This is a genomic window from Flavobacterium sp. DG2-3 (genome assembly GCF_030730925.1).
GTDB lineage: Bacteria > Bacteroidota > Bacteroidia > Flavobacteriales > Flavobacteriaceae > Flavobacterium.
Genome location: NZ_JAVAMB010000010.1, coordinates 126,468 through 152,443, shown reverse-complemented (window position 1 = coordinate 152,443; position 25,976 = coordinate 126,468). Strand labels below are relative to the sequence as shown.

General features: G+C 34.5%; 21 protein-coding genes and 4 tRNA genes. 3 read left to right on the top strand and 22 right to left on the bottom strand.

The window, feature by feature from the left end; genetic code table 11:
• The first annotated feature begins 432 nt into the window (after positions 1-432).
• Both Q9Q97_RS15355 and Q9Q97_RS15350 read left to right on the top strand, forming a co-directional pair.
• Entirely contained in the window at positions 433-1,872 is a 1,440-nt protein-coding gene (locus tag Q9Q97_RS15355) for an alpha-amylase (protein ID WP_306158622.1), read from the top strand.
• A gap of 341 nt (positions 1,873-2,213) precedes the next feature.
• Entirely contained in the window at positions 2,214-3,806 is a 1,593-nt protein-coding gene (locus tag Q9Q97_RS15350) for a peptide chain release factor 3 (RefSeq protein ID WP_306158619.1), read from the top strand.
• A gap of 70 nt (positions 3,807-3,876) precedes the next feature.
• Here the strand turns inward: Q9Q97_RS15350 and Q9Q97_RS15345 are convergent, their stop codons facing one another.
• The 20 genes from Q9Q97_RS15345 to Q9Q97_RS15250 form a co-directional block, all read right to left on the bottom strand.
• Positions 3,877-4,629 carry a hypothetical protein gene (locus Q9Q97_RS15345; protein WP_306158617.1) on the bottom strand — a complete coding sequence of 251 codons (753 nt, stop codon included), beginning with the start codon at positions 4,627-4,629 and terminating at the stop codon, positions 3,877-3,879.
• Positions 4,630-4,966: 337 nt separating this feature from the next.
• Positions 4,967-5,278 carry a DUF3467 domain-containing protein gene (locus Q9Q97_RS15340; RefSeq protein WP_201998146.1) on the bottom strand — a complete coding sequence of 104 codons (312 nt, stop codon included), beginning with the start codon at positions 5,276-5,278 and terminating at the stop codon, positions 4,967-4,969.
• 10 nt (positions 5,279-5,288) lie between these two features.
• Positions 5,289-9,596, bottom strand: a complete 4,308-nt coding sequence (gene rpoC / locus Q9Q97_RS15335; protein WP_306158615.1) for a DNA-directed RNA polymerase subunit beta' — start codon at positions 9,594-9,596, stop codon at positions 5,289-5,291.
• Positions 9,597-9,846: 250 nt separating this feature from the next.
• Positions 9,847-13,659: a DNA-directed RNA polymerase subunit beta gene (rpoB, locus tag Q9Q97_RS15330; protein ID WP_306158613.1), complete on the bottom strand. Its 3,813-nt coding sequence runs from the start codon at positions 13,657-13,659 to the stop codon at positions 9,847-9,849.
• Positions 13,660-13,926: 267 nt separating this feature from the next.
• Positions 13,927-14,298 carry a 50S ribosomal protein L7/L12 gene (rplL, locus tag Q9Q97_RS15325; RefSeq protein ID WP_008466917.1) on the bottom strand — a complete coding sequence of 124 codons (372 nt, stop codon included), beginning with the start codon at positions 14,296-14,298 and terminating at the stop codon, positions 13,927-13,929.
• 92 nt (positions 14,299-14,390) lie between these two features.
• Positions 14,391-14,894, bottom strand: a complete 504-nt coding sequence (rplJ, locus tag Q9Q97_RS15320) for a 50S ribosomal protein L10 (RefSeq protein WP_091492767.1) — start codon at positions 14,892-14,894, stop codon at positions 14,391-14,393.
• A 22-nt stretch (positions 14,895-14,916) separates the two neighbouring features.
• A complete protein-coding gene (rplA, locus tag Q9Q97_RS15315; RefSeq protein WP_008466920.1) occupies positions 14,917-15,606 on the bottom strand; it encodes a 50S ribosomal protein L1 in 690 nt (229 codons plus the stop codon).
• A gap of 13 nt (positions 15,607-15,619) precedes the next feature.
• Positions 15,620-16,057, bottom strand: a complete 438-nt coding sequence (gene rplK / locus Q9Q97_RS15310; protein WP_008466923.1) for a 50S ribosomal protein L11 — start codon at positions 16,055-16,057, stop codon at positions 15,620-15,622.
• 67 nt (positions 16,058-16,124) lie between these two features.
• On the bottom strand, positions 16,125-16,676 hold the full coding sequence (nusG, locus tag Q9Q97_RS15305; protein WP_008466925.1) for a transcription termination/antitermination protein NusG: 552 nt from the start codon (positions 16,674-16,676) through the stop codon (positions 16,125-16,127).
• Positions 16,677-16,686: 10 nt separating this feature from the next.
• Complete coding sequence (secE, locus tag Q9Q97_RS15300; RefSeq protein WP_125722465.1) at positions 16,687-16,884, bottom strand: preprotein translocase subunit SecE; 198 nt, start codon at positions 16,882-16,884, stop codon at positions 16,687-16,689.
• 18 nt (positions 16,885-16,902) lie between these two features.
• A tRNA-Trp gene (locus Q9Q97_RS15295) sits at positions 16,903-16,973 on the bottom strand.
• A 58-nt stretch (positions 16,974-17,031) separates the two neighbouring features.
• Positions 17,032-18,219 carry an elongation factor Tu gene (tuf, locus tag Q9Q97_RS15290; protein WP_026730432.1) on the bottom strand — a complete coding sequence of 396 codons (1,188 nt, stop codon included), beginning with the start codon at positions 18,217-18,219 and terminating at the stop codon, positions 17,032-17,034.
• A 55-nt stretch (positions 18,220-18,274) separates the two neighbouring features.
• A tRNA-Thr gene (locus Q9Q97_RS15285) sits at positions 18,275-18,346 on the bottom strand.
• An 87-nt stretch (positions 18,347-18,433) separates the two neighbouring features.
• Positions 18,434-18,514, bottom strand: a tRNA-Tyr gene (locus Q9Q97_RS15280).
• A 61-nt stretch (positions 18,515-18,575) separates the two neighbouring features.
• Positions 18,576-18,649, bottom strand: a tRNA-Thr gene (locus tag Q9Q97_RS15275).
• A gap of 90 nt (positions 18,650-18,739) precedes the next feature.
• Positions 18,740-19,042, bottom strand: a complete 303-nt coding sequence (gene hpf / locus Q9Q97_RS15270) for a ribosome hibernation-promoting factor, HPF/YfiA family (RefSeq protein WP_125722466.1) — start codon at positions 19,040-19,042, stop codon at positions 18,740-18,742.
• 32 nt (positions 19,043-19,074) lie between these two features.
• Positions 19,075-19,968 carry a tyrosine-type recombinase/integrase gene (locus tag Q9Q97_RS15265; protein WP_306158604.1) on the bottom strand — a complete coding sequence of 298 codons (894 nt, stop codon included), beginning with the start codon at positions 19,966-19,968 and terminating at the stop codon, positions 19,075-19,077.
• A gap of 89 nt (positions 19,969-20,057) precedes the next feature.
• On the bottom strand, positions 20,058-20,252 hold the full coding sequence (rpsU, locus tag Q9Q97_RS15260; protein ID WP_026730435.1) for a 30S ribosomal protein S21: 195 nt from the start codon (positions 20,250-20,252) through the stop codon (positions 20,058-20,060).
• Positions 20,253-20,499: 247 nt separating this feature from the next.
• Positions 20,500-21,639, bottom strand: coding sequence for an acyl-CoA dehydrogenase family protein (locus Q9Q97_RS15255; protein WP_306158599.1), 1,140 nt, complete (start codon positions 21,637-21,639; stop codon positions 20,500-20,502).
• A 13-nt stretch (positions 21,640-21,652) separates the two neighbouring features.
• On the bottom strand, positions 21,653-22,540 hold the full coding sequence (locus Q9Q97_RS15250) for a helix-hairpin-helix domain-containing protein (RefSeq protein WP_306158597.1): 888 nt from the start codon (positions 22,538-22,540) through the stop codon (positions 21,653-21,655).
• Positions 22,541-22,804: 264 nt separating this feature from the next.
• On the opposite strand from Q9Q97_RS15250, the gene Q9Q97_RS15245 reads away from it, so the two are divergent.
• Positions 22,805-24,274, top strand: a complete 1,470-nt coding sequence (locus tag Q9Q97_RS15245) for an APC family permease (RefSeq protein ID WP_306158595.1) — start codon at positions 22,805-22,807, stop codon at positions 24,272-24,274.
• Between the two features lie 59 nt (positions 24,275-24,333).
• On the opposite strand, the gene Q9Q97_RS15240 is transcribed toward Q9Q97_RS15245, so the two are convergent.
• Together Q9Q97_RS15240 and Q9Q97_RS15235 are read right to left on the bottom strand one after the other, a co-directional pair.
• On the bottom strand, positions 24,334-24,561 hold the full coding sequence (locus tag Q9Q97_RS15240; protein ID WP_008466940.1) for a PspC family transcriptional regulator: 228 nt from the start codon (positions 24,559-24,561) through the stop codon (positions 24,334-24,336).
• 77 nt (positions 24,562-24,638) lie between these two features.
• Positions 24,639-25,910 carry a DUF2851 family protein gene (locus tag Q9Q97_RS15235; RefSeq protein WP_306158585.1) on the bottom strand — a complete coding sequence of 424 codons (1,272 nt, stop codon included), beginning with the start codon at positions 25,908-25,910 and terminating at the stop codon, positions 24,639-24,641.
• Between the last annotated feature and the right edge of the window lie 66 nt (positions 25,911-25,976).

Below are 25,976 nucleotides of genomic sequence, written 5' to 3'. Positions count from 1 at the left end.
ATGCTGAACTTAAACATAAATAATTAAAGTATAGTTCTTTCGTAACTTATAACGAACAAAAATAACAATTCAATTACATAATCCAACTATCCGATATACTATTAACATAAAATTATAGGATAGTTTTATTTCGTTAGATAAAATCATCTATTTTGATTTTCTCAATTCAATGAAATACAACTTTATAGTTGCTTTGAAAATTTAAATTTCAGATAAAATAAAAACCTAATTATAAGCATCATAATAAAAAGTTCTTAACACTACAACGTTTTCGCAACAAACTATTTTCTTACAAATTAAAATTAAATCAAAAAAAAATTACTTTAGATGCGTAATTAATAATTTTCATAATCAAAAAATAGTAATATCTGCATTTTAAAGCTTGAATTTTAACAATTACAAAAACAACTATTTAACTTAACCACATCTATTATGAAAAAACCTATTTTTAAGTTATGCCTTATTACGGCATTTACTGGACTGCTGTATTCGTGTTCTACAAATGAAATCAGCGAATCGGACACAAAAGCTGAAAGTAAACAATTTAAAGTTATTGATGTTACACACCACGACGGAAAACCTTTTAGTACAGGAGTTTCTACTTCTTCTACTGGAAAATATGTAGATAATCCTGGCGGAGGTGTTATGATGCAAGCTTTCTATTGGGATGTTCCTGCTGGGGGAACTTGGTGGAATACTGTTAGCAGCAAAGTAACTGCATGGGGAAATGCTGGAATTGGCTCTATCTGGCTACCTCCTGCTTCAAAAGCGCAAAACGGAGCTTTTTCTATGGGATATGACCCAACAGATTATTTTGATTTTGGAGATTACAACCAGAACGGTACTACAGAAACCCGATTTGGATCTAAAACAGAGTTAGTAAATTTAATTACTGCCGCACATACCGAAAACATAAAAGTATATGCAGATATTGTAATCAACCACAACAGCGGTGGCCAATCTGAAGCGAATCCGTTTACTGGAACAAATACTTGGACTAATTTCACAGGAGTTGCTTCTGGTAAATTTCCTCGTACTTATAATGATTTTTACAAAAATAGTTACGGAAATAATGACGAAGGATCTTTTGGAGGTTTTCCAGATTTATGCCACGCTGCCCCAAATGTTCAAAACTGGCTTTGGCTTAGAGCTGACGGAGTTGGAAAATATTATAAAAACACTATGAAATTTGACGGATGGAGATTTGATTATGTAAAAGGTTTTGGTGCATGGGTAGTAAATGCATGGAATGCAAATGTTGGCGGATTTTCTGTTGGAGAATTATGGGATTCTAATGTGAATGTATTAAATGATTGGGCAAACAATGCAAACAGTTCTGTTTTTGATTTTGCTTGTTATTATAAAATGAATGATGCTTTTGATGGAAATAATCTTGCACTTTTGAATGATGATATGATGTGGAAGCGAAATCCGTATAAAGCGGTAACTTTTGTAACCAATCATGATACAGATGAGATTTACAGTAAAATGTTAGCTTACTCCTATATATTAACTCACGAAGGCTATCCTACTATCTTTTACAGAGATTATGAAGAATGGTTAGACAAAAATAAATTAAACAATCTTATTTGGATTCACAACAATAAAGCAACTGGAACAACTTCTATTTTATATTCTGATAACGACGAGTATGTAGCGAGAAGAAATGGTTATAACGGAAATCCAGGTTTAGTAGTTTACATCAACAATTCAGATGTTTGGCAAGAAAGATGGATTCAGACCAATTGGGCTAACACACAAATTAAAGATTTTACAGGAAACTCCTCTTGGTACCCAACAACTCAAGCAGACAAATGGGTAAAAATACAATGTCCTCCAAAAGGATATTCAGTTTGGTCAATTAATCAGTAATTTAAAATGACTATTTCTAAAAGCTGTTCTTTCGAGAGCAGCTTTTTATTTTTGCCAAGATTGTGTTTTTTTTTAGCCACTAATTGCACGAATTTCACTAATTTTTTTCTCTGTCTAAAATAATTATTAGTACAAATTCTTTACGTTTACTTTTCACTACTAAAGATAGCTATAAAATTCGGATTGATTTTTTTGCAAAACAATAATTAGTGAAATTCGTGCAATTCGTGGCAAAAAACTTTTCCAAATTAGCTGCTACTATTTTCAACATTCAATTTGCGAACTGAATATTTTTATTAAGCCGTAATTAATAGTACTTTTGCAACCTATTTATACAAAATATGAGCTTTTTAAAAGAAATACAACGCAGAAGAACATTTGGAATTATATCGCATCCCGATGCCGGTAAAACAACATTGACCGAGAAATTATTGTTATTTGGAGGTGCAATTCAGGAAGCTGGTGCGGTAAAAAGTAATAAGATTAAAAAAGGAGCAACATCTGATTTCATGGAAATCGAACGCCAAAGAGGTATTTCGGTTTCTACCTCTGTTCTTGCTTTTAATTATAAAGATAAAAAAATCAATATCCTTGATACTCCAGGACACAAGGATTTTGCTGAAGATACATTTAGAACTTTAACAGCCGTTGATAGTGTAATCGTTGTGATTGACGTTGCAAAAGGGGTTGAGGAACAGACTGAAAAACTGGTTTCGGTTTGTAGAATGCGTAATATTCCGATGATTGTTTTCATCAATAAATTAGACCGTGAAGGTAAAGATGCTTTTGATCTAATGGATGAAGTAGAACAAAAACTAGGTTTAAAAGTTACACCATTAAGTTTCCCTATCGGAATGGGTTACGATTTTCAGGGAATTTACAATCTTTGGGAAGAAAACATTAATCTTTTTAGCGGAGACAGCCGTAAAAATATAGAAGAAACAATTGCTTTTTCTGATGTTCAGAATAATCCAGAATTGGATAAAATTGTAGGCGAAAAAGCCGCAGCTAAACTTCGTGAAGAATTAGAATTAATTGATGAAGTATATCCAAAATTTGATCGTCAGGATTATTTAGACGGAAAAATTCAGCCTGTATTTTTTGGTTCTGCATTGAATAACTTTGGAGTTCGCGAGTTGTTAGATTGTTTCATTACAATTGCTCCTTCGCCTAGAGCAAAAGATTCTGAAACTCGTACCGTTGAGCCTACCGAAGAAAAAATGACGGGATTTGTTTTCAAAATCCACGCCAACATGGATCCGAAACACCGTGACCGTTTAGCATTTATTAAAATCGTTTCGGGAACTTTTGAAAGAAACAAACCTTATTACCACGTTCGTCAGAAGAAAAATTTAAAATTCTCAAGCCCGAATGCGTTTTTTGCTGAGAAAAAAGAAATTGTAGACATTTCTTATCCTGGTGATATTGTTGGTTTACACGATACTGGAAACTTTAAAATTGGAGATACTTTAACAGAAGGCGAAATCATGAGCTTTAAAGGAATTCCGAGTTTCTCTCCAGAACACTTTAGATACATTAACAATGCTGACCCGATGAAGGCTAAGCAATTAGAAAAAGGAGTCGATCAGTTAATGGACGAAGGAGTTGCTCAGTTATTTACTTTAGAAATGAACAACCGTAAAGTTATCGGAACAGTTGGAGCACTTCAATACGAGGTAATCCAATATCGTTTAGAGCACGAATATGGGGCAAAATGTACTTACGAGAATTTCCCAGTTCATAAAGCGTGTTGGGTAAAACCAGATGATTCTAAAAATGAAGAGTTCAAAGAATTTAAGCGTATCAAGCAAAAATTCCTTGCTCACGACAAATACGGTCAATTGGTATTCTTAGCCGATTCTGATTTTACAATCCAGATGACACAAAGTAAATACCCAAGTGTGAAATTATATTTTACATCTGAGTTTGATTAATTTTTTCTTTTATAAAAATACAAAGGCTGTTTAATGAATTTTAAACAGCCTTTTTTATTATTGATTCAATCTAAATTTCTTTAGTTCTTTTCTCTTGAATATAATTAATGCCTAATCCTCCAGCGATATAAATCCTTGAAAGTTCATCTGCCGAGATAATTATATTTTTTACCAATACATTATCTTTAATCTTAGTTATATCAAAATCGATTGTTTTTGATAAATAATAATCGTCAGCGGTAATGGTAACTTCAAATGTCTTAGAATCCTTTGCAACTACTATCGGAATTAAAAACTCACCAGTTTTCGAATCCATTTTTATATTACTTTTTGATCCATTAATGGAAATCGAAAGATTTCGATATATTTTTCTGTCGAAAGGTTTGTTGGTTTTGGCTTCAAGTAATTTACCTTTTACAAAGATAGACTGCTCCTCTTCATTTTGAACATAAGCAACTTTCCCAACTGTATAATGAGCTGGCTTTTGAACTCTCATTTCTGTTTCTACAGTTGCTTTTTCTTGTCCACTTACATTTGATGCTAACAAAATAGAAGCCGCAACGGCCGCATATTTCAAATTAGCAATTTTAGACGTTTCATTAAATTGAAATTCTTCTTCTAGCTGTGTTGTTTTCAATCTCGCACAAATGTTTCTGTTTTTGTTTTCTGAAATGAATTTAGCTACTTCAGAATTCGTTTTTTTACTCAAATCAATTACATTTTTCATGCAGGAATTACAAAATGAACCATTTGCATTTGGAATCATTTTATCAAAGTTTTCAGAACATGGGCTTGCTATTTCTAAGGTGAATTTCTTTTTCATGGCGCATCTTTTTAAGTTAAAGATCTTTCGCAGATCATTTACTTATATAGAGTGCATTTTCAATTAAAAGGTTGGGAAGAAAGCAGAAAAAATTTTATACTAAAATTTAAAAGCATAAAAAAAACGCTAACAGAATTAGCGCTTTTTTATAACTTGAATTAAATCAACCTTTACTAAGTCATTATATTTCAAAATTCAATCTTTTTTAGGCAACACCAATTTAAAATAATACTTTACTGAAAAGAAATTTAGTCGATTAAAGTAAATTAAATCAGACAAACTGCATTCTTAACTATGCAGTAGCAAAAAAAAGCCCCTTAAAAAGGGGCTTTAAAATTTATGCTTGTCCAGTTGGACCAAAATTAAGCGGAATTGGTGCTTGTTCCGTTTCTTTGATTTCGCCATGAGCTGCCTCAAATCTGTGGATATTTTCACCTATTGCACGCAATAATCTTTTAGCATGTTGTGGTGTCAAGACAATTCTTGACTTTACCTTGGCCTTAGGAATACCGGGCATAATGCTCACAAAATCTAAAACAAACTCTGATGATGAGTGGTTGATGATCGCAAGATTAGAATAAATTCCTTCTGCGATGCTTTCATCTAACTCAATATTAATTTGCTCTTGCTGTTGTTTCGGATTACTCATAGTTTCCTAATTAATAAATGTATTCTTCTTTATTAGCCATCATTTCGTTATAATCGTCTTTAGATCCTACGATAGTGTTATCGTATTCTCTCATACCAGTTCCCGCAGGAATTCTGTGTCCAACAATTACATTTTCTTTTAATCCTTCTAGATCATCTACTTTACCAGCTACTGCAGCTTCGTTAAGTACTTTCGTTGTCTCCTGGAATGAAGCCGCAGAAATGAATGATTTAGTTTGTAACGAAGCTCTTGTAATACCTTGTAGAACTGGCGTTGCAGTTGCAGTGATTACATCTCTTGCTACAACAAGATTTTTATCTGTACGTTTCAATAATGAATTCTCATCACGTAATTCACGAGGCGTAATAATCTGACCTGGTTTCAATACTGAAGAATCTCCAGCATCTTCAACCACTTTCATACCATATAATTTATCGTTTTGAACGATGAAATCTTTAGTGTGAATTAATTGGTCTTCTAAGAATAAGGTATCACCTGGATCCTGAACTCTTACTTTACGCATCATTTGACGAATAACTACCTCAAAGTGTTTATCATTGATTTTTACTCCTTGAAGACGGTAAACCTCTTGAATCTCATTTACCAAGTACTGTTGTACAGCAGCTGGACCTTGAATTCTTAAGATATCATCTGGTGTAATTGCACCGTCAGACAATGGAACTCCCGCTCTTACGAAGTCATTTTCTTGTACTAAGATTTGGCTAGAAAGTTTAACTAAATACTTTTTAATCTCACCAAATTTAGATTCGATAACGATCTCACGGTTACCTCTTTTGATTTTACCGAAAGATACAACACCATCAATTTCAGATACAACCGCTGGGTTAGAAGGGTTACGAGCCTCAAGAAGCTCAGTAATTCTTGGTAAACCTCCCGTGATATCGCCTGCTTTAGAAGAACGACGTGGGATTTTTACTAATACTTTACCTGCTTTAATTTTCTCACCATTCTCAACCATTAAGTGTGCACCTACTGGTAAGTTGTATGAACGAATCAATTCTCCTTCTTTACCGTAAACCAATAAAGTTGGAATTAATTTTTTGTTTCTAGCTTCAGAAATTACTTTTTCTTGGAAACCAGTCTGCTCATCGATCTCAACCATGAACGATTGTCCTTGCTCTAAATCTTCGTAAGCAATCTTACCAGTAAACTCAGAAACAATTACACCGTTATATGGATCCCATTTACAGATTACAGTTCCTTTAGCAACAGTGTCTCCGTCATTAACAAAAATACTAGATCCGTAAGGAATGTTATGTGTATTTAAAACAATACCAGTTTTCTCGTCAACCAATTTCAACTCAGTTGAACGTGAAACTACGATATCAACAGAATTTCCTTCTCCGTCTTCTCCTTTTACTGTTTTTAAATCTTCAATTTCTAATCTACCGTTGAATCTTGTAACAATACTAGACTCTTCAGAGATACCTCCAGCAACCCCTCCAACGTGGAACGTACGAAGTGTCAACTGTGTACCTGGCTCACCAATAGACTGAGCTGCAATAACTCCGACAGCTTCACCTCTTTGTGTCATCTTACCAGTAGCTAAGTTTCTACCGTAACATTTTGCACAAATACCTTTTGTAGCTTCACAAGTTAATGGAGATCTAACCTCTACTTTTTCAATTGGAGAAGCTTCGATAGTTCTCATAATTGCTTCAGTAATTTGCTGACCAGATTGAACCATTACTTCATTAGTAAGCGGATTAATAACGTCTTGCAATGCAACACGTCCTAAAATTCTCTCTCCTAATGATTCAACGATTTCCTCATTTTTCTTCAATGCAGATACTTCAACACCTCTAAGAGTTCCACAGTCTTCGATGTTTACAATAACATCCTGAGAAACGTCATGAAGCCTTCTTGTCAAGTAACCAGCATCGGCCGTTTTAAGAGCCGTATCCGCAAGACCTTTACGAGCACCGTGAGTAGAAATGAAGTACTCAAGGATCGAAAGACCTTCCTTAAAGTTAGAAAGAATCGGGTTTTCAATAATCTCACCACCACCGGCAGTAGATTTTTTAGGCTTAGCCATCAAACCACGCATACCTGTTAACTGACGAATCTGCTCCTTAGAACCCCTCGCCCCAGAGTCAAGCATCATATATACAGAGTTGAAACCTTGCTGGTCTTCTCTAATATTTTTCATTGCTAACTCTGTTAACTGAGCATTCGCAGAAGTCCATACGTCAATAACTTGGTTGTAACGCTCGTTATTGGTAATAAGACCCATGTTATAGTTGGTTGAGATACCTTCAACTTGTTCTCTAGCATCTGCAATCAATTTAGTTTTTTGTTCTGGAATTCTAATATCACCTAAAGAGAATGATAAACCTCCTCTAAATGCGAATTTATACCCCATATCTTTCATATTATCCAAGAAAGCTGCCGTTGTAGGTACATCAGTCACGCTTAAAATGTGTCCGATAATATCTCTAAGGTTTTTCTTAGTCAATACGTCATTGATATATCCAGCTGCTTCAGGTACTACTTCGTTAAATAATACACGTCCAGCAGTTGTTTGGATAATTTTATACACTAATTCTCCAGCGTCATTAAAATCTTTTGCTCTAATTTTCACACGAGCATTCAATTCTAATCTTCCTTCGTTTAATGCAATGTTTACTTCTTCAGCAGAGTAGAAAGTCAAATCCTGACCAATAATTTTGTGATCTTCTGTAGAAATACGCTCTTTGGTCATATAGTATAGACCCAAGACCATGTCCTGAGAAGGTACGGTAATTGGAGCACCATTTGCAGGGTTCAAGATATTGTGAGAAGCCAACATTAATAATTGCGCCTCTAAAATAGCTTCTGGTCCTAATGGTAAGTGAACCGCCATCTGGTCACCATCGAAATCGGCGTTAAATGCCGTACATACTAATGGGTGCAACTGGATCGCTTTTCCTTCAATTAATTTTGGTTGGAATGCCTGAATACCAAGTCTGTGCAAAGTAGGAGCACGGTTAAGTAATACTGGGTGACCTTTAATTACATTTTCAAGGATATCCCAAACTACTGGCTCTTTTTTGTCAATAATTTTCTTAGCAGATTTTACTGTTTTAACAATACCTCTTTCAATCAATTTACGGATTACGAAAGGTTTGTATAATTCAGAAGCCATATCTTTTGGCAATCCGCACTCATATAATTTTAACTCAGGACCAACGACGATTACCGAACGAGCAGAATAATCCACACGTTTTCCTAAAAGGTTTTGACGGAAACGTCCTTGTTTACCTTTTAATGAGTCAGATAATGATTTTAATGGTCTGTTAGATTCTGTTTTAACAGCAGAAGCTTTACGTGTGTTATCGAATAATGAATCTACAGATTCTTGTAACATACGTTTCTCGTTTCTTAAGATAACTTCTGGAGCTTTAATCTCCATTAATCTTTTCAAACGGTTGTTACGGATGATTACACGACGATATAAATCGTTCAAATCTGAAGTTGCAAAACGACCTCCATCAAGTGGTACAAGTGGACGTAATTCTGGCGGGATAACTGGAACCACTTTCATAATCATCCATTCTGGACGGTTTTCGCGGTTTTCGTTAGACTCACGGAAAGATTCTACAACTTGTAATCTTTTTAAAGCCTCAGTTTTTCTTTGTTTAGATGTTTCGTTGTTAGCGCTGTGTCTCAATTCATAAGATAATGCATCAAGATCAATACGAGCTAATAAATCCATGATACACTCTGCTCCCATTTTGGCAACAAATTTATTTGGATCTAAATCATCTAAATATTGGTTTTCCTGTGGAAGAGTATCTAAAATATTTAAGTATTCTTCTTCAGTTAAGAAATCTAATCTTTGTAATGATTCTCCATCTGCATTTTTAGCAATACCAGCTTGAATTACTACATATCTTTCGTAGTAAATGATCATATCTAATTTCTTAGATGGAAGACCAAGGATATAACCAATTTTGTTTGGAAGAGAACGGAAGTACCAGATGTGAGCAATTGGCACAACAAGGTTGATGTGTCCTACTCTATCACGACGTACTTTTTTCTCAGTAACTTCAACACCACAACGGTCACAGATAATACCTTTGTAACGAATTCTTTTATACTTACCACAAGCACATTCGAAGTCTTTTACTGGTCCGAAGATTCTTTCGCAGAAAAGTCCATCACGCTCTGGTTTGTGAGTTCTATAGTTAATTGTTTCCGGCTTTAAAACCTCTCCTCTTGATTCTTTAAGGATAGATTCTGGTGAAGCCAATCCAATAGAGATTTTGTTAAATCTTTTTACTGGATTTTTATCTTTATTGTTTCTGTTATTCATCATAGTTTTTACTATTGATTTATTTGCAATTAAAAAATTGATTTTAGATTTATAATCTACTCTTTAAAAAATAAAGAGTTAATCATTCAGCTACTACCTCGGGTTACTTCTCTAAACCTCAAATCTAATTTGAAGCGCTAGTCATATAATGTATATGAAAAATCGGAACGGGTTACGGGTATAAATCTTTAAAAACTTATATAAATGAGTAATCAGTCCCGATTTTTATCGGGACCGATTACAAAACTTTTTATTATTCTTCCAAACGAAGATCTAATCCTAGACCTTTCAATTCGTGCATTAATACATTGAATGATTCTGGCAAGCCTGGTTCTGGCATAGTTTCACCCTTAACGATAGCCTCGTAAGTTTTAGCTCTACCAATAACGTCATCAGACTTAACAGTTAAGATTTCACGTAGTGTACTAGAAGCTCCATAAGCCTCAAGTGCCCAAACCTCCATCTCTCCAAAACGCTGACCTCCAAATTGAGCTTTACCTCCAAGTGGCTGTTGAGTAATCAACGAGTATGGTCCGATAGAACGTGCGTGCATCTTATCATCAACCATGTGTCCTAATTTAAGCATGTAAATTACACCCACAGTTGCTTTTTGTGCAAAACGCTCTCCAGTTCCACCATCAAATAGGTAAGTATGTCCAAAACGTGGTACGTTAGCCTCATCAGTCAAAGCATTGATCTCGTCTAGAGAAGCACCGTCGAAAATTGGAGTAGCAAATTTTCTACCCAAGTTCATACCAGCCCATCCAAGAACAGTCTCATAGATCTGACCAATGTTCATACGTGAAGGTACCCCAAGTGGGTTCAACACGATATCAACTGGCGTTCCGTCTTCCAAGAAAGGCATATCTTCATGACGAACGATTCTTGCAACAATACCTTTGTTACCGTGACGTCCTGCCATTTTATCCCCTACTTTCAACTTACGTTTCTTAGCAATATAAATCTTCGCTAATTTTAAGATACCAGATGGCAACTCATCTCCAACTGTAATAGTGAATTTCTCTCTTCTTAAAGCTCCTTGTAAGTCGTTCAGCTTAATTTTATAGTTATGAATTAAATCATTAACCATTTTATTAGTAGCATCATCAGCAACCCATTGACCTTTACTTAAGTGAGCGAAATCTTCTACTGCGTAAAGCATTTTTTGAGTATATTTTTTACCTTTTGGTAAAACTTCTTCACCCAAATCATTCATTACACCTTGAGATGTTTTTCCGTTAACGATCAAGAATAATTTCTCTACTAATCTGTCTTTTAATTCAACAAATTTAGTTTCGAATTCCATTTCAAGAGCTCCTAAAGCATCTTTATCTTGAGTACGTTTACGTTTATCTTTTACGGCTCTTGCAAATAATTTTTTGTCAAGAACTACACCATGTAAAGATGGAGAAGCTTTCAATGAAGCATCTTTTACATCACCAGCTTTATCTCCGAAGATTGCACGAAGCAATTTCTCCTCTGGAGTTGGATCTGATTCTCCTTTTGGTGTAATTTTTCCGATCAAAATGTCGCCAGGCTTAACCTCTGCTCCAATTCTGATCATACCGTTTTCATCTAAATCTTTAGTAGCCTCTTCAGAAACGTTAGGAATATCGTTTGTTAACTCTTCGTTTCCTAACTTAGTATCTCTAACCTCTAATGAATAATCATCAACGTGGATAGAAGTAAAAATATCATCACGAACTACTTTTTCAGAAATTACAATCGCATCCTCGAAGTTGTACCCTTTCCATGGCATGAACGCAACTTTTAAGTTTCTACCTAAAGCTAATTCTCCATTTTGAGTAGCATATCCTTCTGATAATACTTGTCCAGGAACAACTCTGTCACCTCTTCTTACGATTGGTTTCAAGTTGATACTTGTTCCTTGGTTTGTTTTTCTAAATTTAATTAAGTTGTATGTTTTCTCATCAGCATCAAAACTAACCATTCTTTCATCTTCAGTACGGTCGTATTTAATAGTAATGATATTAGCATCAACGTATTCTACAGTACCATGACCCTCAGCATTAATCAATACTCTTGAGTCAGAAGCAACTTGACGCTCTAAACCTGTACCAACAATCGGAGCTTCAGGACGGATCAAAGGAACCGCCTGACGCATCATGTTCGATCCCATCAACGCACGGTTCGCATCATCATGCTCCAAGAAAGGAATCAAAGATGCAGAAATCGAAGCGATCTGGTTCGGTGCAACGTCTGTATAATGAACTACATTTGGCTCAACAACTGGGAAGTCACCCTCCTCACGAGCAATAACGTTGCTAGCTGTAATTTTACCAGTTTCATCCATTTCAATGTTTGCCTGAGCAATCATTTTTCCTTCTTCTTCTTCTGCACTTAAGTAGATTGGAGTACTTTCTAAATCAACTACACCGTTAGTAACTTTACGGTAAGGAGTTTCAATGAATCCCATTCCGTTTACTTTCGCGTAAACACCAAGAGAAGAAATCAAACCAATGTTTGGTCCCTCTGGAGTTTCAATTGGACATAAACGTCCGTAGTGCGTGTAGTGAACGTCACGAACCTCGAAACCAGCTCTTTCTCTAGAAAGTCCACCTGGTCCAAGTGCAGATAATCTTCTTTTGTGTGTAATCTCAGCAAGTGGATTCGTTTGATCCATAAATTGAGATAACTGGTTAGTACCAAAGAAAGAGTTGATAACCGAAGATAATGTTTTAGCATTGATCAAATCGATTGGTGTAAACACCTCGTTATCTCTAACGTTCATTCTCTCACGAATAGTTCTAGCCATACGTGCTAAACCAACACCGAATTGTTGAGACAATTGTTCACCAACTGTTCTAACACGACGGTTTGATAAGTGATCGATATCATCAATCTCTGCTTTAGAGTTGATTAATTCGATCAAATATTTAACGATTGTAATGATATCCTCTTTAGTAAGCACTTGCTTATCCATAGGGATATCTAAATCTAATTTTTTGTTCATTCTGTAACGACCTACTTCACCTAAGTTGTAACGTTGGTCAGAGAAGAACAATTTATCTATAATACCACGAGCAGTTTCCTCATCAGGCGGTTCAGCGTTACGCAACTGACGGTAAATGTGCTCTACAGCTTCTTTTTCAGAGTTAGTTGGATCTTTTTGTAACGTGTTGTGGATAATAGCATAATCTGCTTGGTTATTATCCTCTTTGTGTAACAAAATAGATTTAACGTTAGAATCGATGATCTCTTCAACATTATCTTTGTCGATAATTGTATCACGATCAAGGATGATTTCGTTACGCTCGATAGAAACTACCTCTCCAGTATCTTCATCTACGAAATCCTCGTGCCAAGTGTTCAAAACACGCGCAGCAAGTCTTCTTCCAATATATTTTTTAATTCCTGTTTTAGAAACTTTAATTTCTTCTGCTAAGTCGAAAATTTCTAAGATATCTTTATCTCTTTCGAATCCGATAGCACGGAATAAAGTTGTTACAGGTAATTTTTTCTTTCTATCGATATAAGCGTACATTACGCTGTTAATATCTGTAGAGAATTCTATCCAAGAACCTTTAAAAGGAATTACTCTTGCAGAATAAAGTTTAGTTCCATTTGCGTGGAATGACTGTCCAAAGAAAACTCCTGGAGAACGGTGTAATTGAGATACTACTACACGTTCAGCACCATTGATTACAAAAGTACCGCTTGGAGTCATGTAAGGAATTGTTCCAAGATAAACATCTTGTACAATCGTTTCAAAATCTTCGTGTTCTGGATCTGTACAGTATAGTTTCAACCTAGCTTTTAATGGCACACTATAAGTAAGACCTCTCTCTATACATTCTTGAATTGTATAACGTGGTGGATCAACAAAATAATCTAGGAATTCCAATACAAAGTTGTTTCTTGTATCTGTGATTGGAAAGTTTTCCATGAAGGTGTTGTATAACCCTTCGTTGCCTCTTTCGTCAGATTTCGTTTCTAATTGGAAGAAATCTTTAAAAGATTTAACCTGTACATCCAAGAAGTCTGGATAATCAGGGATATTTTTTGTAGAGGCAAAATTCAATCTTTCAGTCTGATTTGTTATCATCAATGGACAAAATTTTGATTAAAAAAAAGTAATTTTTTTTGTGTAAATACACACTGTTTAATCTATACTTTCTTATTATAATCAATACATCTTTAAAAATTAAAATTTAAATAAAGTTCAATTTTCTTTCTTCGTATTGATCTAAAACTTTTTCGTATTTTAAACTATGGGATAATAAAACTTGATATATATTTTATTATACGAAAAATGGTTTAGGCCTTTGAGTGTTAACCCAAGACCTAAACCTAGTTCTTAAACTGAGTTTAATTATTTAAGCTCAACAGTAGCTCCAGCCTCTTCTAAAGATTTTTTAAGACCTTCAGCCTCTTCTTTAGAAACACCTTCTTTAACGTTGCTTGGAGCACCGTCAACTACATCTTTAGCTTCTTTAAGACCTAAACCAGTTAATTCTTTAACTAATTTTACAACAGCTAATTTAGAAGCTCCTGCATCTTTCAATACAACTGTAAATTCAGTTTGTGCTTCTTCAGCAGCACCGTCTCCACCTCCAGCAGCAACTACTACAGCAGCAGCAGCAGGCTCGATTCCGTACTCATCTTTTAATATTGTTGCTAATTCGTTAACTTCTTTAACTGTTAAGTTAACTAATTGTTCTGCGAATTGTTTCAAATCTGCCATTTTTTCTATCGTTTAAAATGATTTGTGTAAAAAATATAATTTAATTATTGTGCGCTAATTAAGCAATAAGGAAGCAAGCTCCCTTACGTTGATTACTCTGCTCCTTCTTCTTCGCTTCCAGCGAATTTGTTTTGTAAAGCAGAAATAATTCTTTGAGCTGGAGATTGTAATAATCCAATGATTTCTCCAATAAGCTCTTCTTTAGATTTAATTGTAGCTAATGCATCTAACTGATTATCTCCAATATATACTTCAGAATTGATGTAAGCTCCTTTTAAAACTGGTTTATCAGATTTCTTACGGAAATCTTTAATGATTTTTCCAGGTGCGTTAGCAACATCAGAAATGAAGATAGCACTGTTACCAGATAAAACTGTAGGTAAATCACCATAATCATTATCAGAAGCTTCCATTGCTTTTGCAAGCAAAGTGTTCTTTACAACCTCTAATTTGATACCTGCTTTAAAACAAGCTCTACGTAAGTTTGAAGTTGTCTCTGCGTTTAAACCAGAAATATCAGAAATGTAAATGATATTTGTACCAGCTAACTGCGCAGTTAAATTTTCAATCGCGATTGATTTTTCTTCTCTAGTCATACTAAAAATTTTTAACTACCAATTATACTGCTTTTGGGTCTAATGCAATAGCAGGACTCATTGTGCTTGTAAGGTGAATACCTTTAATGTATGTACCTTTAGCAGCAGTTGGTTTAAGTTTTATTAATGTTTGAATAATTTCGTGTGCGTTCTCAACGATTTGCTCAGCTCCGAAAGAAACTTTACCAATACCAGCGTGAACGATACCAGTTTTATCAACTTTAAAGTCAATTTTACCAGCTTTAACTTCTTGAACAGCTTTAGCAACATCCATAGTTACTGTACCTGTTTTAGGGTTTGGCATTAAACCTCTAGGTCCTAAAATACGACCTAATGGACCTAATTTACCCATAACAGCAGGCATAGTAATGATCACATCAACATCTGTCCAACCGTCTTTAATTTTTTGTAAGTAATCGTCAAGACCAACGTGATCTGCTCCTGCTTCTCTAGCTTCCGCTTCTTTGTCTGGAGTAACCAATGCTAATACTTTAACGTCTTTTCCTGTTCCGTGAGGTAATGTAACTACACCTCTAACCATTTGATTCGCTTTTCTTGGATCAACACCCAAACGAACTGCGATATCAACAGACTCATCAAATTTTGCAGAAGCAACAACTTTAATTAATGCCGCAGCATCTTTTAAAGAGTATAATTTGTTCTTTTCAATTTTTGAAGCAGCCTCTTTTTGCTTTTTTGTTAATTTTGCCATTTCTTTTTCTTAATTAAAAAGGAGCATCTCCTGATACAGTTATACCCATAGATCTAGCTGTTCCAGCAACCATACTCATAGCTTTCTCGATTGTGAAAGCGTTTAAGTCAGGCATTTTGTCTTCAGCAATAGTTCTAATTTGTTCCCAAGTAACGCTAGCTACTTTTTTACGATTAGGCTCACCAGAACCAGATTTTAGCTTTGCAGCTTCCATTAACTGAACTGCTGCTGGAGGAGTCTTAACAACAAAATCAAATGATTTGTCTTTGTACACAGTGATTTGCACTGGACAAATTTTGCCAGGTTTATCTTGAGTTCTAGCATTAAATTGCTTACAAAACTCCATGATGTTAACCCCAGCAGCTCCTAAAGCAGGTCCAACCGGTGGCGACGGGTTCGCAGCACCTCCCTTAACTTGTAGTTTAACTACCTTACTAATTTCTTTAGCCATTTTTAAAAAATTTAACACTGTAATCAATGGAAGCGATTACAATGGTTTATTATAGTGTAACAAAAAATTATACTTTTTCTACTTGCATAAAGCTTAACTCTAATGGAGTCTTTCTTCCGAAAATCTTAACCATTACCTCAAGCTTACGCTTTTCTTCATTGATTTTCTCAACAGATCCGTTAAATCCGTTAAATGGTCCATCAATAACCTTAACCGTTTCTCCAACGCTAAATGGAATAGAACGAGTATCTGTATTAACAGCCAACTCATCTACTTTACCTAACATACGGTTTACTTCAGAAAGTCTCAAAGGAACAGGTTCTCCGCCTTTTGTCTCTCCTAAAAATCCAATAACACTAGTAATTGACTTAATAATATGAGGAATCTCACCAACCAAGTTAGCTTCGATCATAACATATCCAGGAAAATACACTTTATCCTTAGATGATTTTTTCCCATCTTTTACAGTAACTACTTTTTCAGTAGGAACCAAAACCTGAGAAACATAATCCTCCATACCTAATCTCGCAATCTCAGTCTCGATATAAGCTTTCACTTTATTCTCTTGACCACTAACCGCTCTAACTACGTACCATTTTTTCACATTATTATCTGCCATCACAAAAAAATTATCCTTTTAACCAGTTAAAAAATCCAGCCAAAGCTTTTGCAAAAAATTCGTCTACTCCCCATGTTGCCAAAGCGAATAAAATCGAAAATACAGCCACAACAATTGTCAATTTTTGAACTTCAGCCCAAGATGGCCAAGTAACATTTGACTTTAACTCTTCGAAAGCCTCTGATAAATAATTAGTAACTTTTGTCATTTGATATATTTTTTATTGCACGGGCGGAGGGATTCGAACCCCCATCAACGGTTTTGGAGACCGCTATTCTACCCTTGAACTACGCCCGTAATTAAAGCCAGTTGTTTCAATTAAGAATCAACTGGCTTTTTATTTATTTTAATAGAATTACTCTACGATTTCAGTTACCTGACCAGCACCAACTGTTCTACCACCCTCACGGATAGCGAAACGTAAACCTACGTTCATAGCGATTGGGCTTAATAAAGCAACCTCGATAGTTAAGTTATCACCTGGCATTACCATCTCTACACCTGCTGGTAAAGAAATAACTCCTGTTACGTCAGTTGTACGTACGTAGAACTGTGGACGGTAGTTATTGTGGAATGGAGTGTGACGTCCACCTTCTTCTTTTTTCAAGATATAAACCTCAGCTTTGAATTTAGCGTGTGGTTTTACTGAACCTGGCTTAATAATAACCATACCTCTTTTGATATCAGCTTTATCAATACCTCTTAACAATAAACCTACGTTATCTCCAGCTTCTCCTCTATCAAGGATTTTACGGAACATCTCAACTCCTGTAATAGTAGAAGTTAATTTTTCAGCTCCCATACCAATGATTTCAACAGGATCTCCAGTGTTAGCAACTCCAGTTTCGATACGACCTGTAGCAACAGTTCCACGACCTGTAATTGTAAATACGTCCTCAACTGGCATCAAGAATGGTTTAGCTACGTCACGTACTGGCTCTTCGATCCAAGCATCAACAGCTTCCATTAATTCGATAATTTTAGGTACCCAGTTTGGATCATTATTTAATCCTCCTAAAGCAGAACCTTGAACTACAGGACCATTATCTCCATCATACTCGTAGAAAGATAATAAATCTCTAATTTCCATTTCAACAAGCTCTAATAACTCAGCATCATCAACCATATCCACTTTGTTCATGAAAACAACGATTCTTGGAATACCAACCTGACGTCCTAAAAGGATGTGCTCACGAGTTTGTGGCATTGGACCATCTGTAGCAGCAACTACTAAGATAGCACCGTCCATTTGAGCAGCACCAGTAACCATGTTCTTTACGTAATCCGCGTGACCTGGACAGTCAACGTGAGCGTAGTGACGGTTAGCAGTTTCGTACTCTACGTGTGATGTATTAATAGTAATACCTCTTTCTTTCTCCTCTGGAGCGTTATCGATTTGATCAAACGATTTTGCTTGACAGTAACCAGCATCTGACAATACTTTTGTAATTGCAGCAGTTAATGTAGTTTTTCCGTGATCTACGTGTCCAATTGTACCTATGTTTAAGTGCGGTTTGGAACGATTAAAATTCTCCTTTGCCATTTTACTTAATTTTTAATCTTAGTTATATATTAATTTTCAATTTCCTACTTACTTGAGCCAATGTCGGGATTTGAACCCGAGACCTCTTCCTTACCAAGGAAGCACTCTACCCCTGAGCTACACCGGCAGAGAGTTCTGATTTTAGATTTTCAGAATTTAGATTTCAGATTTTTCTTCCAAAATCTACAATACCAAATCTCGACTTCTTGTTTTGTGGGGAGAGCAGGATTCGAACCTGCGAAGTTCACACAGCAGATTTACAGTCTGCCCTCGTTGGCCGCTTGAGTATCTCCCCTAATAATTTATGATTCCATTATTTTAAAGAACCAATTTCAAATCGTATTTGAAATTTTCTGAGCCGATAGAGGGACTCGAACCCACGACCTGCTGATTACAAATCAGCTGCTCTAGCCAGCTGAGCTACATCGGCGAATACATTAAAAAAGTCCGCTATTTCTAACGGACTGCAAATGTAGCTATTTTATCTTTTAATCAAAACATTTTTTAAAAAAAATTTCAATTAAATGTGTGCTCTAATTTTTTCCTTCCTTTTTACAAGTAAACGTTCTAACGATTCTGCCGAAAGCTCAACCGCCTCTTCAAATGTTTTACACTGTTTTTTTACCAGAAAATCATCACCAGGAACATTAATCTTTATCTCCACCATCTTATTCTCTTTATCACTCGTTCTTTCCACTTTCAAAAAAACATCTGATGAAACCACTCGATCGTAGTATTTCTCTAGCTTACCCATTCTTTCCTGGATAAAATCGACCAATTTTCTGTCGACAGTAAAATTAACTGCATGAACATCTACCTTCATAATAAAAATTTTAGGGTTAACATTTAGAACTGCTATTTATTTCTTGGATGCGCACCTCTATACACTTTTTTAAGTTCCGCCAAACTATTATGAGTATAAACCTGAGTAGACGCCAAACTAGAATGCCCTAGCAATTCTTTAACTGAATTCAAATCTGCCCCATTGTTTAATAGGTGAGTTGCAAAAGTATGCCGAAGCACATGCGGACTTTTTTTTACCTTTTCTGAGACCCTACTAAAGTATGAATTTATTAAACGATAAACAAAAGATTCACTCAATTTTAACCCTTTTTTCGAAACAAAAAAATAGTCATAATCTGCCACACTTTCCAAACCATCTCTTTCTTTAATATATAAGTCAATTTGATCTGCAATAATTGGCAAGATTGGAATAATGCGTTCTTTATTTCTTTTCCCTAAAACTTTAATTGTATTATTTGAGCGATCTACATTTTTAATCATCAAGTGAATCAGCTCCGCCCGACGCATTCCTGTAACATAAAACATCTCCACAATAAGCTTATCCCGAATTTCTTCAAAACCAACAGGCACATCTATTACTGTAAGCAAATCTTGCAATTCTTTTTCTGAGAAAGGAATCTGAATTACTTTTGGCGTTTTTAAAGATTTATGCTTCAGCATCGGATTAATTTCAATCTGTTTGGTCTTTAAAAGAAATTTATAAAAAGCTTTTAAAGAAGCCATTTTTCTATTAATAGACACATTTGAAATATTCTGATCAACCAAAAAAACAATCCAACTTCTCACCTGACTATAATTTACCAAATCAGCATTTTCCTGATCAAAAGATTCTTTCAGAAACAGCTCAAAGGACATTATATCATTTAAGTAAGCCCCAACCGTATGTGAAGAATACTTCTTTTCTAATAAAAGATAATCTGAAAAAGCTTCTTTGTTCGTTTTCATTGAATCTAAAAATTAAGCATAAAAAAACCGTTAGCATCAAAATTAAAACATTTTGACCACTAACGGTAATTATTTTCGAAAAGCTAATACTAACTTTCTAAACTATCTTTCAAGCCTTGAATGTAAGCCGCTTTTTGGATTTGAGCTCTTTTGATAACAGAAGGCTTAATAAAAGCAGTACGTGCTCTTAATTGACGAACAGTTCCTGTTTTATCAAATTTTCTTTTATAGCGCTTTAATGCTCTATCGATATTTTCTCCGTCTTTAATTGGTATAATTAACATAATATAGACACCTCCTCTCGTTAAGGCTGCAAATGTATGTATTAATTATGAATTATGACTTATAAATTTTGAATTATTTTCACTAAACTCGATTTAACCGAGTATGCGTGAGGGATTGCAACGGAAATCCTTTTTGTTTTTTCTTTAAAAACAAAAAGATTATAGTGGAAAGCCCGACCCTAAAAACAAAAGCTTCTACGCGTTTGCTAAATGCTTTTGTTTTTAGGGGCACGCCCAAAATGATATTTTATTTCAACAAATTTCTAGAAATAACAAGTTTCTGAATTTCGGTTGTTCCTTCTCCTATTGTGCACAATTTAGAGTCTCTGTAGAATTTTTCTACCGGAAAGTCTTTAGTATACCCATATCCTCCATGAATCTGAACGGCTTCATTAGCAATTTTGACACATGCTTCAGAGGCATACATTTTTGCCATAGCGCCTGATGTCGTAACTGGTTTATGTTTTTGTTTCAAGAAAGCGGCTTTATGAAGCAATAATTCCGAAGCCTCAATTTCTGTTGCCATGTCTGCCAACTTAAAAGAGATTCCTTGGAAATTACTAATTGGCTGTCCGAACTGATGTCTTTCTTTTGAATATTTCAATGCAGCTTCATACGCGCCTTTTGCAATTCCTAAAGACAAGGCACCAATAGAGATTCTTCCGCCATCAAGAATTTTCATGGCTTGAACAAAACCTTCGCCAACTTCGCCTAATCTATTTTCATCGGAAACACGGCAATTATCAAAAACCAATTCGGCTGTTTCGCTTGCTCTCATTCCTAATTTATTTTCTTTTTTCCCTGATGAAAAGCCTTTCATGCCTTTTTCGAAAACAAAAGCGGTCATTCCTTTAGAATCGCCTTTTTCACCAGTTCTCACTACAACAACTGCAACATCTCCCGAAATTGCGTGTGTAATAAAATTTTTAGCTCCATTTACAATCCAGTGATCTCCGTCTTTAACTGCCGTAGTATTCATTCCTCCAGCATCAGAGCCTGTATTGTGTTCTGTCAATCCCCAAGCTCCTATATGTTCGGCCGTAGCCAGTTTTGGAAGCCATTTTTTCTTTTGTTCTTCGTTTCCAAAAGTTAAGATATGATTGGTACATAAAGAATTATGAGCCGCAACAGACAATCCGATAGAAGGATCTACTTTTGAAATTTCTTCTATTACTGTAACATATTCATGATAACCCAAACCAGAACCTCCATATTCTTCTGGAACTAAAACGCCCATGAAGCCCATCTCGCCAAGTTGCTTAAACAACGGAATCGGAAAAATTTGCGCTTCATCCCATTCCATTATATAAGGTCTAATATTTTTTTCTGCAAAGTCTTTTATCGACTGTGCGATCATTAGTTGTGTTTCGTTGTAATCAAAGTTCATGAGTTAGTTTCTTTTAGAACTCCAAATATAAACTAATTATTTTTGCTTTTTCAACAGGAAAATCTTTAATTTTTGCTAAATCCTCAATATTATTAAAATTTCCGTTCATACTTCTATATTTTACTATTTCTCTTGCAAGTCCATATTTAAAGTATGAGAATTGAGCTAATTCTTTTAGTGACGCCTCATTTACATTTATTTTCTTCATATTTGAAGGGATTTGAACTTTAAAATGGCTACTCAATTCATTTATGACTTCTGGCGAAAGTCCCCAGATGTCTTTCATTTGTTCCATTGACACAAATGCTCCTAAGATTTCTTTTTGCTTTAGTATTCTAGAAGATAGTCCTTCTCCTATTCCGTAAATTTTCATCAAATCTTCTTGAGTTGCCTGATTAATATCCAAGATTGGGAGCTTTTCTTTTTTCGGAAAGCTTTTTACAGCAAATTCTTTTTTCTCTACAGGGGAATTACTTTTATACTGTTTCCAATCTGGAAACTTAAACAAAGGAGAAATTTTGTTTAATAATGAATCTGAAATTCCTGTAACTTTTTGAAATTCTTCTGCTGAGTTTACATATTTATTTTCTTTGCGAAATGCCATTAAACGGTCAATTTCTTCTACAGACATTCCGAGTTTGTAGCCTTTATAATCTGAAATAAAATTTGGATTGAAAAGATAAACCACCGGCTTTGCGCTTGTAAGACTTAATTTCTCCTGATCGATTTCTGATTGCAGCGCTAGCCACTGCTCTTTTTCTACATTACTGGTTTCTGAAATATTAAAATCAGCGAATAAATAAACCAGCTGCAAACCGATTATTAGAACAAAAAGCATAAAAATGCCTATTCGCTGCTGTTTTGTAAAATGGAAATACTTATTGAGAAACTTAAAATTCATGATAGAAAATACTTTTAAAAAACAATTTAAGAAAAATCTTTCAAATTTATTAAGAAAATTAGTAAGAAAAGTAGTTTTTAAAAAATTATCGAATCTGTTACAAAACCCCAATTAATTTAATGAATATCAATACTTAGAGAATCTTTCTTACGAGTACTGTAAAAAAAAGAAACATTTTATAACTTAAAAGATGATAATTGTTTTTATTTTTTACAAAAAACAATACATTTGGCACTTAATAACAATAAACCAATATTATATAGTATGTCAATAATGAGAGTTAAACCAATATCTGCCTTTGAGGCCGATATGAAAAAAAGTGATTTAAAAAGGGTTTTAGGAAAATGGAGCCTTACTGCAATTGGAGTTGGTGCCATTATTGGCGGAGGAATTTTTGTATTAACGGGTACTGGAGCCTATTACCATGCAGGTCCAGCATTAGCAATTTCGTTTATCATCGCAGGTATTGCTTGTGTTTTTGCGGCTCTTTGCTATTCTGAATTTGCATCAATTTTACCTGTAGAGGGATCTGCTTATGCGTATGCTTATGGTACAATTGGAGAAATTTTTGCCTGGATTATTGGATGGGGACTTATTCTCGAATATGCAATGGGATCCATGACTGTAGCGGTTTCCTGGTCTGGATACTTTAATAAATTGCTAAAATTATTTCACATAAAACTTCCTGATTGGCTTACAACAGATCCTGCAAGTTATACTGGAGAAGGTTTCTCTATGAATCTTCCTGCTTTCTTGATCGTTATTTTAGTTATTTCATTACTTATTAAAGGAACAAAAAGCGCTGCCAAAGCCAATAATGCTATTGTAATCCTTAAAGTTTCGGCAGTAATCTTTGTAATTGTTGCTGGTCTTTTCTTCATCAATACTGCAAACTGGAGCCCATTTATTCCTGAAGCCACTCAAATTATTGAAAAAGAAACTACTCACAATGCTTACGGAATTGGAGGAATCATTTCTGGAGCTGCTGCAATTTTCTTTGCTTATGTTGGTTTTGATGCTGTTTCTACTCAAGCTGGAGAGGCTATCAATCCTAAAAAAGATGTTCCTTTTGCAATCATCGCTTCTTTATTAATCTGTACTACTTTATATATTCTAGTTTCTTTAGTATTAACTGGAATGATGAATTACCAAGATTTTAACCCGCTAGGAAAATATCCTGAAGCTATTAAAGCTCCTGTTGCTTATGCTTTTGATATTGCTGGACAAGGTTGGGCTGGTTCTATTATTACTGTTGCAGCTACTATTGGTTTAGTTTCTGTATTAATGGTAATGATTATGGGACAATCTAGAATTTTCCTTGGAATGTCTAAAGATGGTTTAATTCCACAAGTTTTCTCTAAAGTAAACCCAATTTCTGGAACACCAAAAACGAACTTAATGATTCTTGGTGGTATTATTGCAACGGTTGCTGCTTTTACTCCAATCAACAAATTGGCAGATATGACAAGTTTTGGTACTTTGTTTGCCTTTACTATGGTTTGTATCGCGGTTTGGATTTTAAGAGTAAAACAACCAGGATTAAACAGAACATTTAAAGTTCCTGCTCTTCCGGTTATTGCTGTTTTGGGAATCGCGATCAATTCTTATTTAATTTTCAATTTAAGTTTAGATGCTCAATTATTATCATTTGGATGGCTTATAATTGGTATTTTAGTTTACTTTGGATATAGCAAGAAAAGATCTAAACTTAATAATACAACAAGCGAAGAATAATAAATACATCTTCATAAAAATAAAAAAAAGCTCCAAACGTAAATTTGGAGCCTTTTTTTTTATAAATCGAATACTGAAGTTCTTTTGGAACGGATTAAATCTTTTAGCCTAATCCAGAAAGCCAGAGTCAGGTAAACTCCAAATCCTAAACCGGCTGTGACAAAGGAAATGTAGATAAAAAACAATCGCACGCTTGTTACCCGCATTCCGAGTTTATCTGCTAATCTTGAAGAAACATGGAAACCATATTTTTCGAAGAAGAATTTAAGTTTTAAAATTGCTGACATCTATATTTTAGATTTATGACTTTAGATTTTAGATTTACAAAAATAACAATTATCTAATTATCAAATTTTCTAATTCGCTAATTATTTTTAAGCAACTCTATTCCTATTGCGCATTTTAAGCAAGCTTTACGCTCACAATATTCATTTTTGAGTTCTAATAGGGTTTGGCTTTCAAATGCAGTTTTAGACTTAATTCCGAACGAATTGAACTTATCGATAATGGCATTTTTCTCAGAAGTGACTTCATTCATAAAATCAATTAAGTCCTCAGCAATTGATTCTCCCATAATACTTGAATAGGCAAACTGAAGCGGAATAATTGTATTGATAATCACTAAATCTATAAATGATTTAGAAAGCATTTTTAATTTCTTCGGACTTTCTTTATCAAACATATAATGATTTTGCCAATACAAACTTGCAGAGACATTTAACAAACGATACACAGCAGTAACAGATTTTAAATCAACTATTTTAGAAAACAGGTTTTGGTGTTTATGATATAAAGCCGCCAATTGAGAAAGTCTAATCGTCGGAAAATTATCTGGACGAAGTTTAAAAAATTGAAGTGGATCTGTATACGTTTTTTCTATTTGATATTTATGTAATAGATAAAAGTAACGAAACTTTAAGTCTTTATAATAAACGTCTTCTTTTTCTGCTTCTAATAAATTTGAAGTTCCAAAAAGAAGCGCTTCTAAATTTTCGACTTCAAAGCTTTCTTTTCGAATGACTGAAAAAGGAATTACTTTAGAAATTTGCAAAAAAGTATTTCCATTCATATTTAAACCAAAATTTTTAGCGAGAAGACAAAATAAAACCGCTTCCCAATCTTGATTAGTTTCTTCCAGTAATTGATAAATAAACGTAGATTTTCGCTCTAAACGCTCAAAAAATAATCTTTCCTGCCAGTTTTTGAAAACAAAACCATCAATTTGCTTTAATTCTCTTTCGCAAGAAATCCATGTTTTTGGAGCAATCAATGCGGTATAATTTTCTATTATTTCTTTTGAAACATAATCTTTAAGAACCAAAATAGGTATTTCTGTATTGTTTTCTCTAAAAATAGCAGTATCATTCTCCCAAACCACATGAAGAATAACATTTTTATAGGCAGGGTCTTTCTCATGGTTATGAAGGTACCAGTCTGAAGATTTTAAATGAATCTCGACATTGCCAGCCCATTTTTGATTTCCAATTTCTATGTGAGCATTAAAGAAATCAGGTCCAGAAAGTTCTAAATAATCACCTGTTTTAATAATGGTAATTAGTTCGTTTTGAACAGATTTCAAATTCAACGTATCAAATTTCTTGAATTTCCAGAGATAATGAAGGAAGCCTTCTTTCATTTAGATTTTATAGTATGATTACAAAATCTAAAAGTAATTAAATTTTAATATTATTCTTACAAAATA

What these genes read in the sequence shown, in the direction of transcription:
- rplJ (WP_091492767.1), bottom strand. Translation starts at nt 14,894, where the DNA reads ATGACTAGAGAAGAAAAATCAATCGCGATTGAAAATTTAACTGCGCAG.
- Q9Q97_RS15255 (WP_306158599.1), bottom strand. Translation starts at nt 21,639, where the DNA reads ATGAACTTTGATTACAACGAAACACAACTAATGATCGCACAGTCGATA.
- tuf (WP_026730432.1), bottom strand. Translation starts at nt 18,219, where the DNA reads ATGGCAAAGGAGAATTTTAATCGTTCCAAACCGCACTTAAACATAGGT.
- nusG (WP_008466925.1), bottom strand. Translation starts at nt 16,676, where the DNA reads ATGGCAGATAATAATGTGAAAAAATGGTACGTAGTTAGAGCGGTTAGT.
- rplL (WP_008466917.1), bottom strand. Translation starts at nt 14,298, where the DNA reads ATGGCAGATTTGAAACAATTCGCAGAACAATTAGTTAACTTAACAGTT.
- Q9Q97_RS15345 (WP_306158617.1), bottom strand. Translation starts at nt 4,629, where the DNA reads ATGAAAAAGAAATTCACCTTAGAAATAGCAAGCCCATGTTCTGAAAAC.
- rpoB (WP_306158613.1), bottom strand. Translation starts at nt 13,659, where the DNA reads ATGATAACAAATCAGACTGAAAGATTGAATTTTGCCTCTACAAAAAAT.
- Q9Q97_RS15355 (WP_306158622.1), top strand. Translation starts at nt 433, where the DNA reads ATGAAAAAACCTATTTTTAAGTTATGCCTTATTACGGCATTTACTGGA.
- Q9Q97_RS15265 (WP_306158604.1), bottom strand. Translation starts at nt 19,968, where the DNA reads ATGAAAACGAACAAAGAAGCTTTTTCAGATTATCTTTTATTAGAAAAG.
- Q9Q97_RS15250 (WP_306158597.1), bottom strand. Translation starts at nt 22,540, where the DNA reads ATGAATTTTAAGTTTCTCAATAAGTATTTCCATTTTACAAAACAGCAG.
- Q9Q97_RS15340 (WP_201998146.1), bottom strand. Translation starts at nt 5,278, where the DNA reads ATGAGTAATCCGAAACAACAGCAAGAGCAAATTAATATTGAGTTAGAT.
- rplK (WP_008466923.1), bottom strand. Translation starts at nt 16,057, where the DNA reads ATGGCTAAAGAAATTAGTAAGGTAGTTAAACTACAAGTTAAGGGAGGT.
- Q9Q97_RS15245 (WP_306158595.1), top strand. Translation starts at nt 22,805, where the DNA reads ATGTCAATAATGAGAGTTAAACCAATATCTGCCTTTGAGGCCGATATG.
- rpoC (WP_306158615.1), bottom strand. Translation starts at nt 9,596, where the DNA reads ATGATGAATAACAGAAACAATAAAGATAAAAATCCAGTAAAAAGATTT.
- rpsU (WP_026730435.1), bottom strand. Translation starts at nt 20,252, where the DNA reads ATGTTAATTATACCAATTAAAGACGGAGAAAATATCGATAGAGCATTA.
- Q9Q97_RS15240 (WP_008466940.1), bottom strand. Translation starts at nt 24,561, where the DNA reads ATGTCAGCAATTTTAAAACTTAAATTCTTCTTCGAAAAATATGGTTTC.
- secE (WP_125722465.1), bottom strand. Translation starts at nt 16,884, where the DNA reads ATGACAAAAGTTACTAATTATTTATCAGAGGCTTTCGAAGAGTTAAAG.
- hpf (WP_125722466.1), bottom strand. Translation starts at nt 19,042, where the DNA reads ATGAAGGTAGATGTTCATGCAGTTAATTTTACTGTCGACAGAAAATTG.
- Q9Q97_RS15235 (WP_306158585.1), bottom strand. Translation starts at nt 25,910, where the DNA reads ATGAAAGAAGGCTTCCTTCATTATCTCTGGAAATTCAAGAAATTTGAT.
- Q9Q97_RS15350 (WP_306158619.1), top strand. Translation starts at nt 2,214, where the DNA reads ATGAGCTTTTTAAAAGAAATACAACGCAGAAGAACATTTGGAATTATA.
- rplA (WP_008466920.1), bottom strand. Translation starts at nt 15,606, where the DNA reads ATGGCAAAATTAACAAAAAAGCAAAAAGAGGCTGCTTCAAAAATTGAA.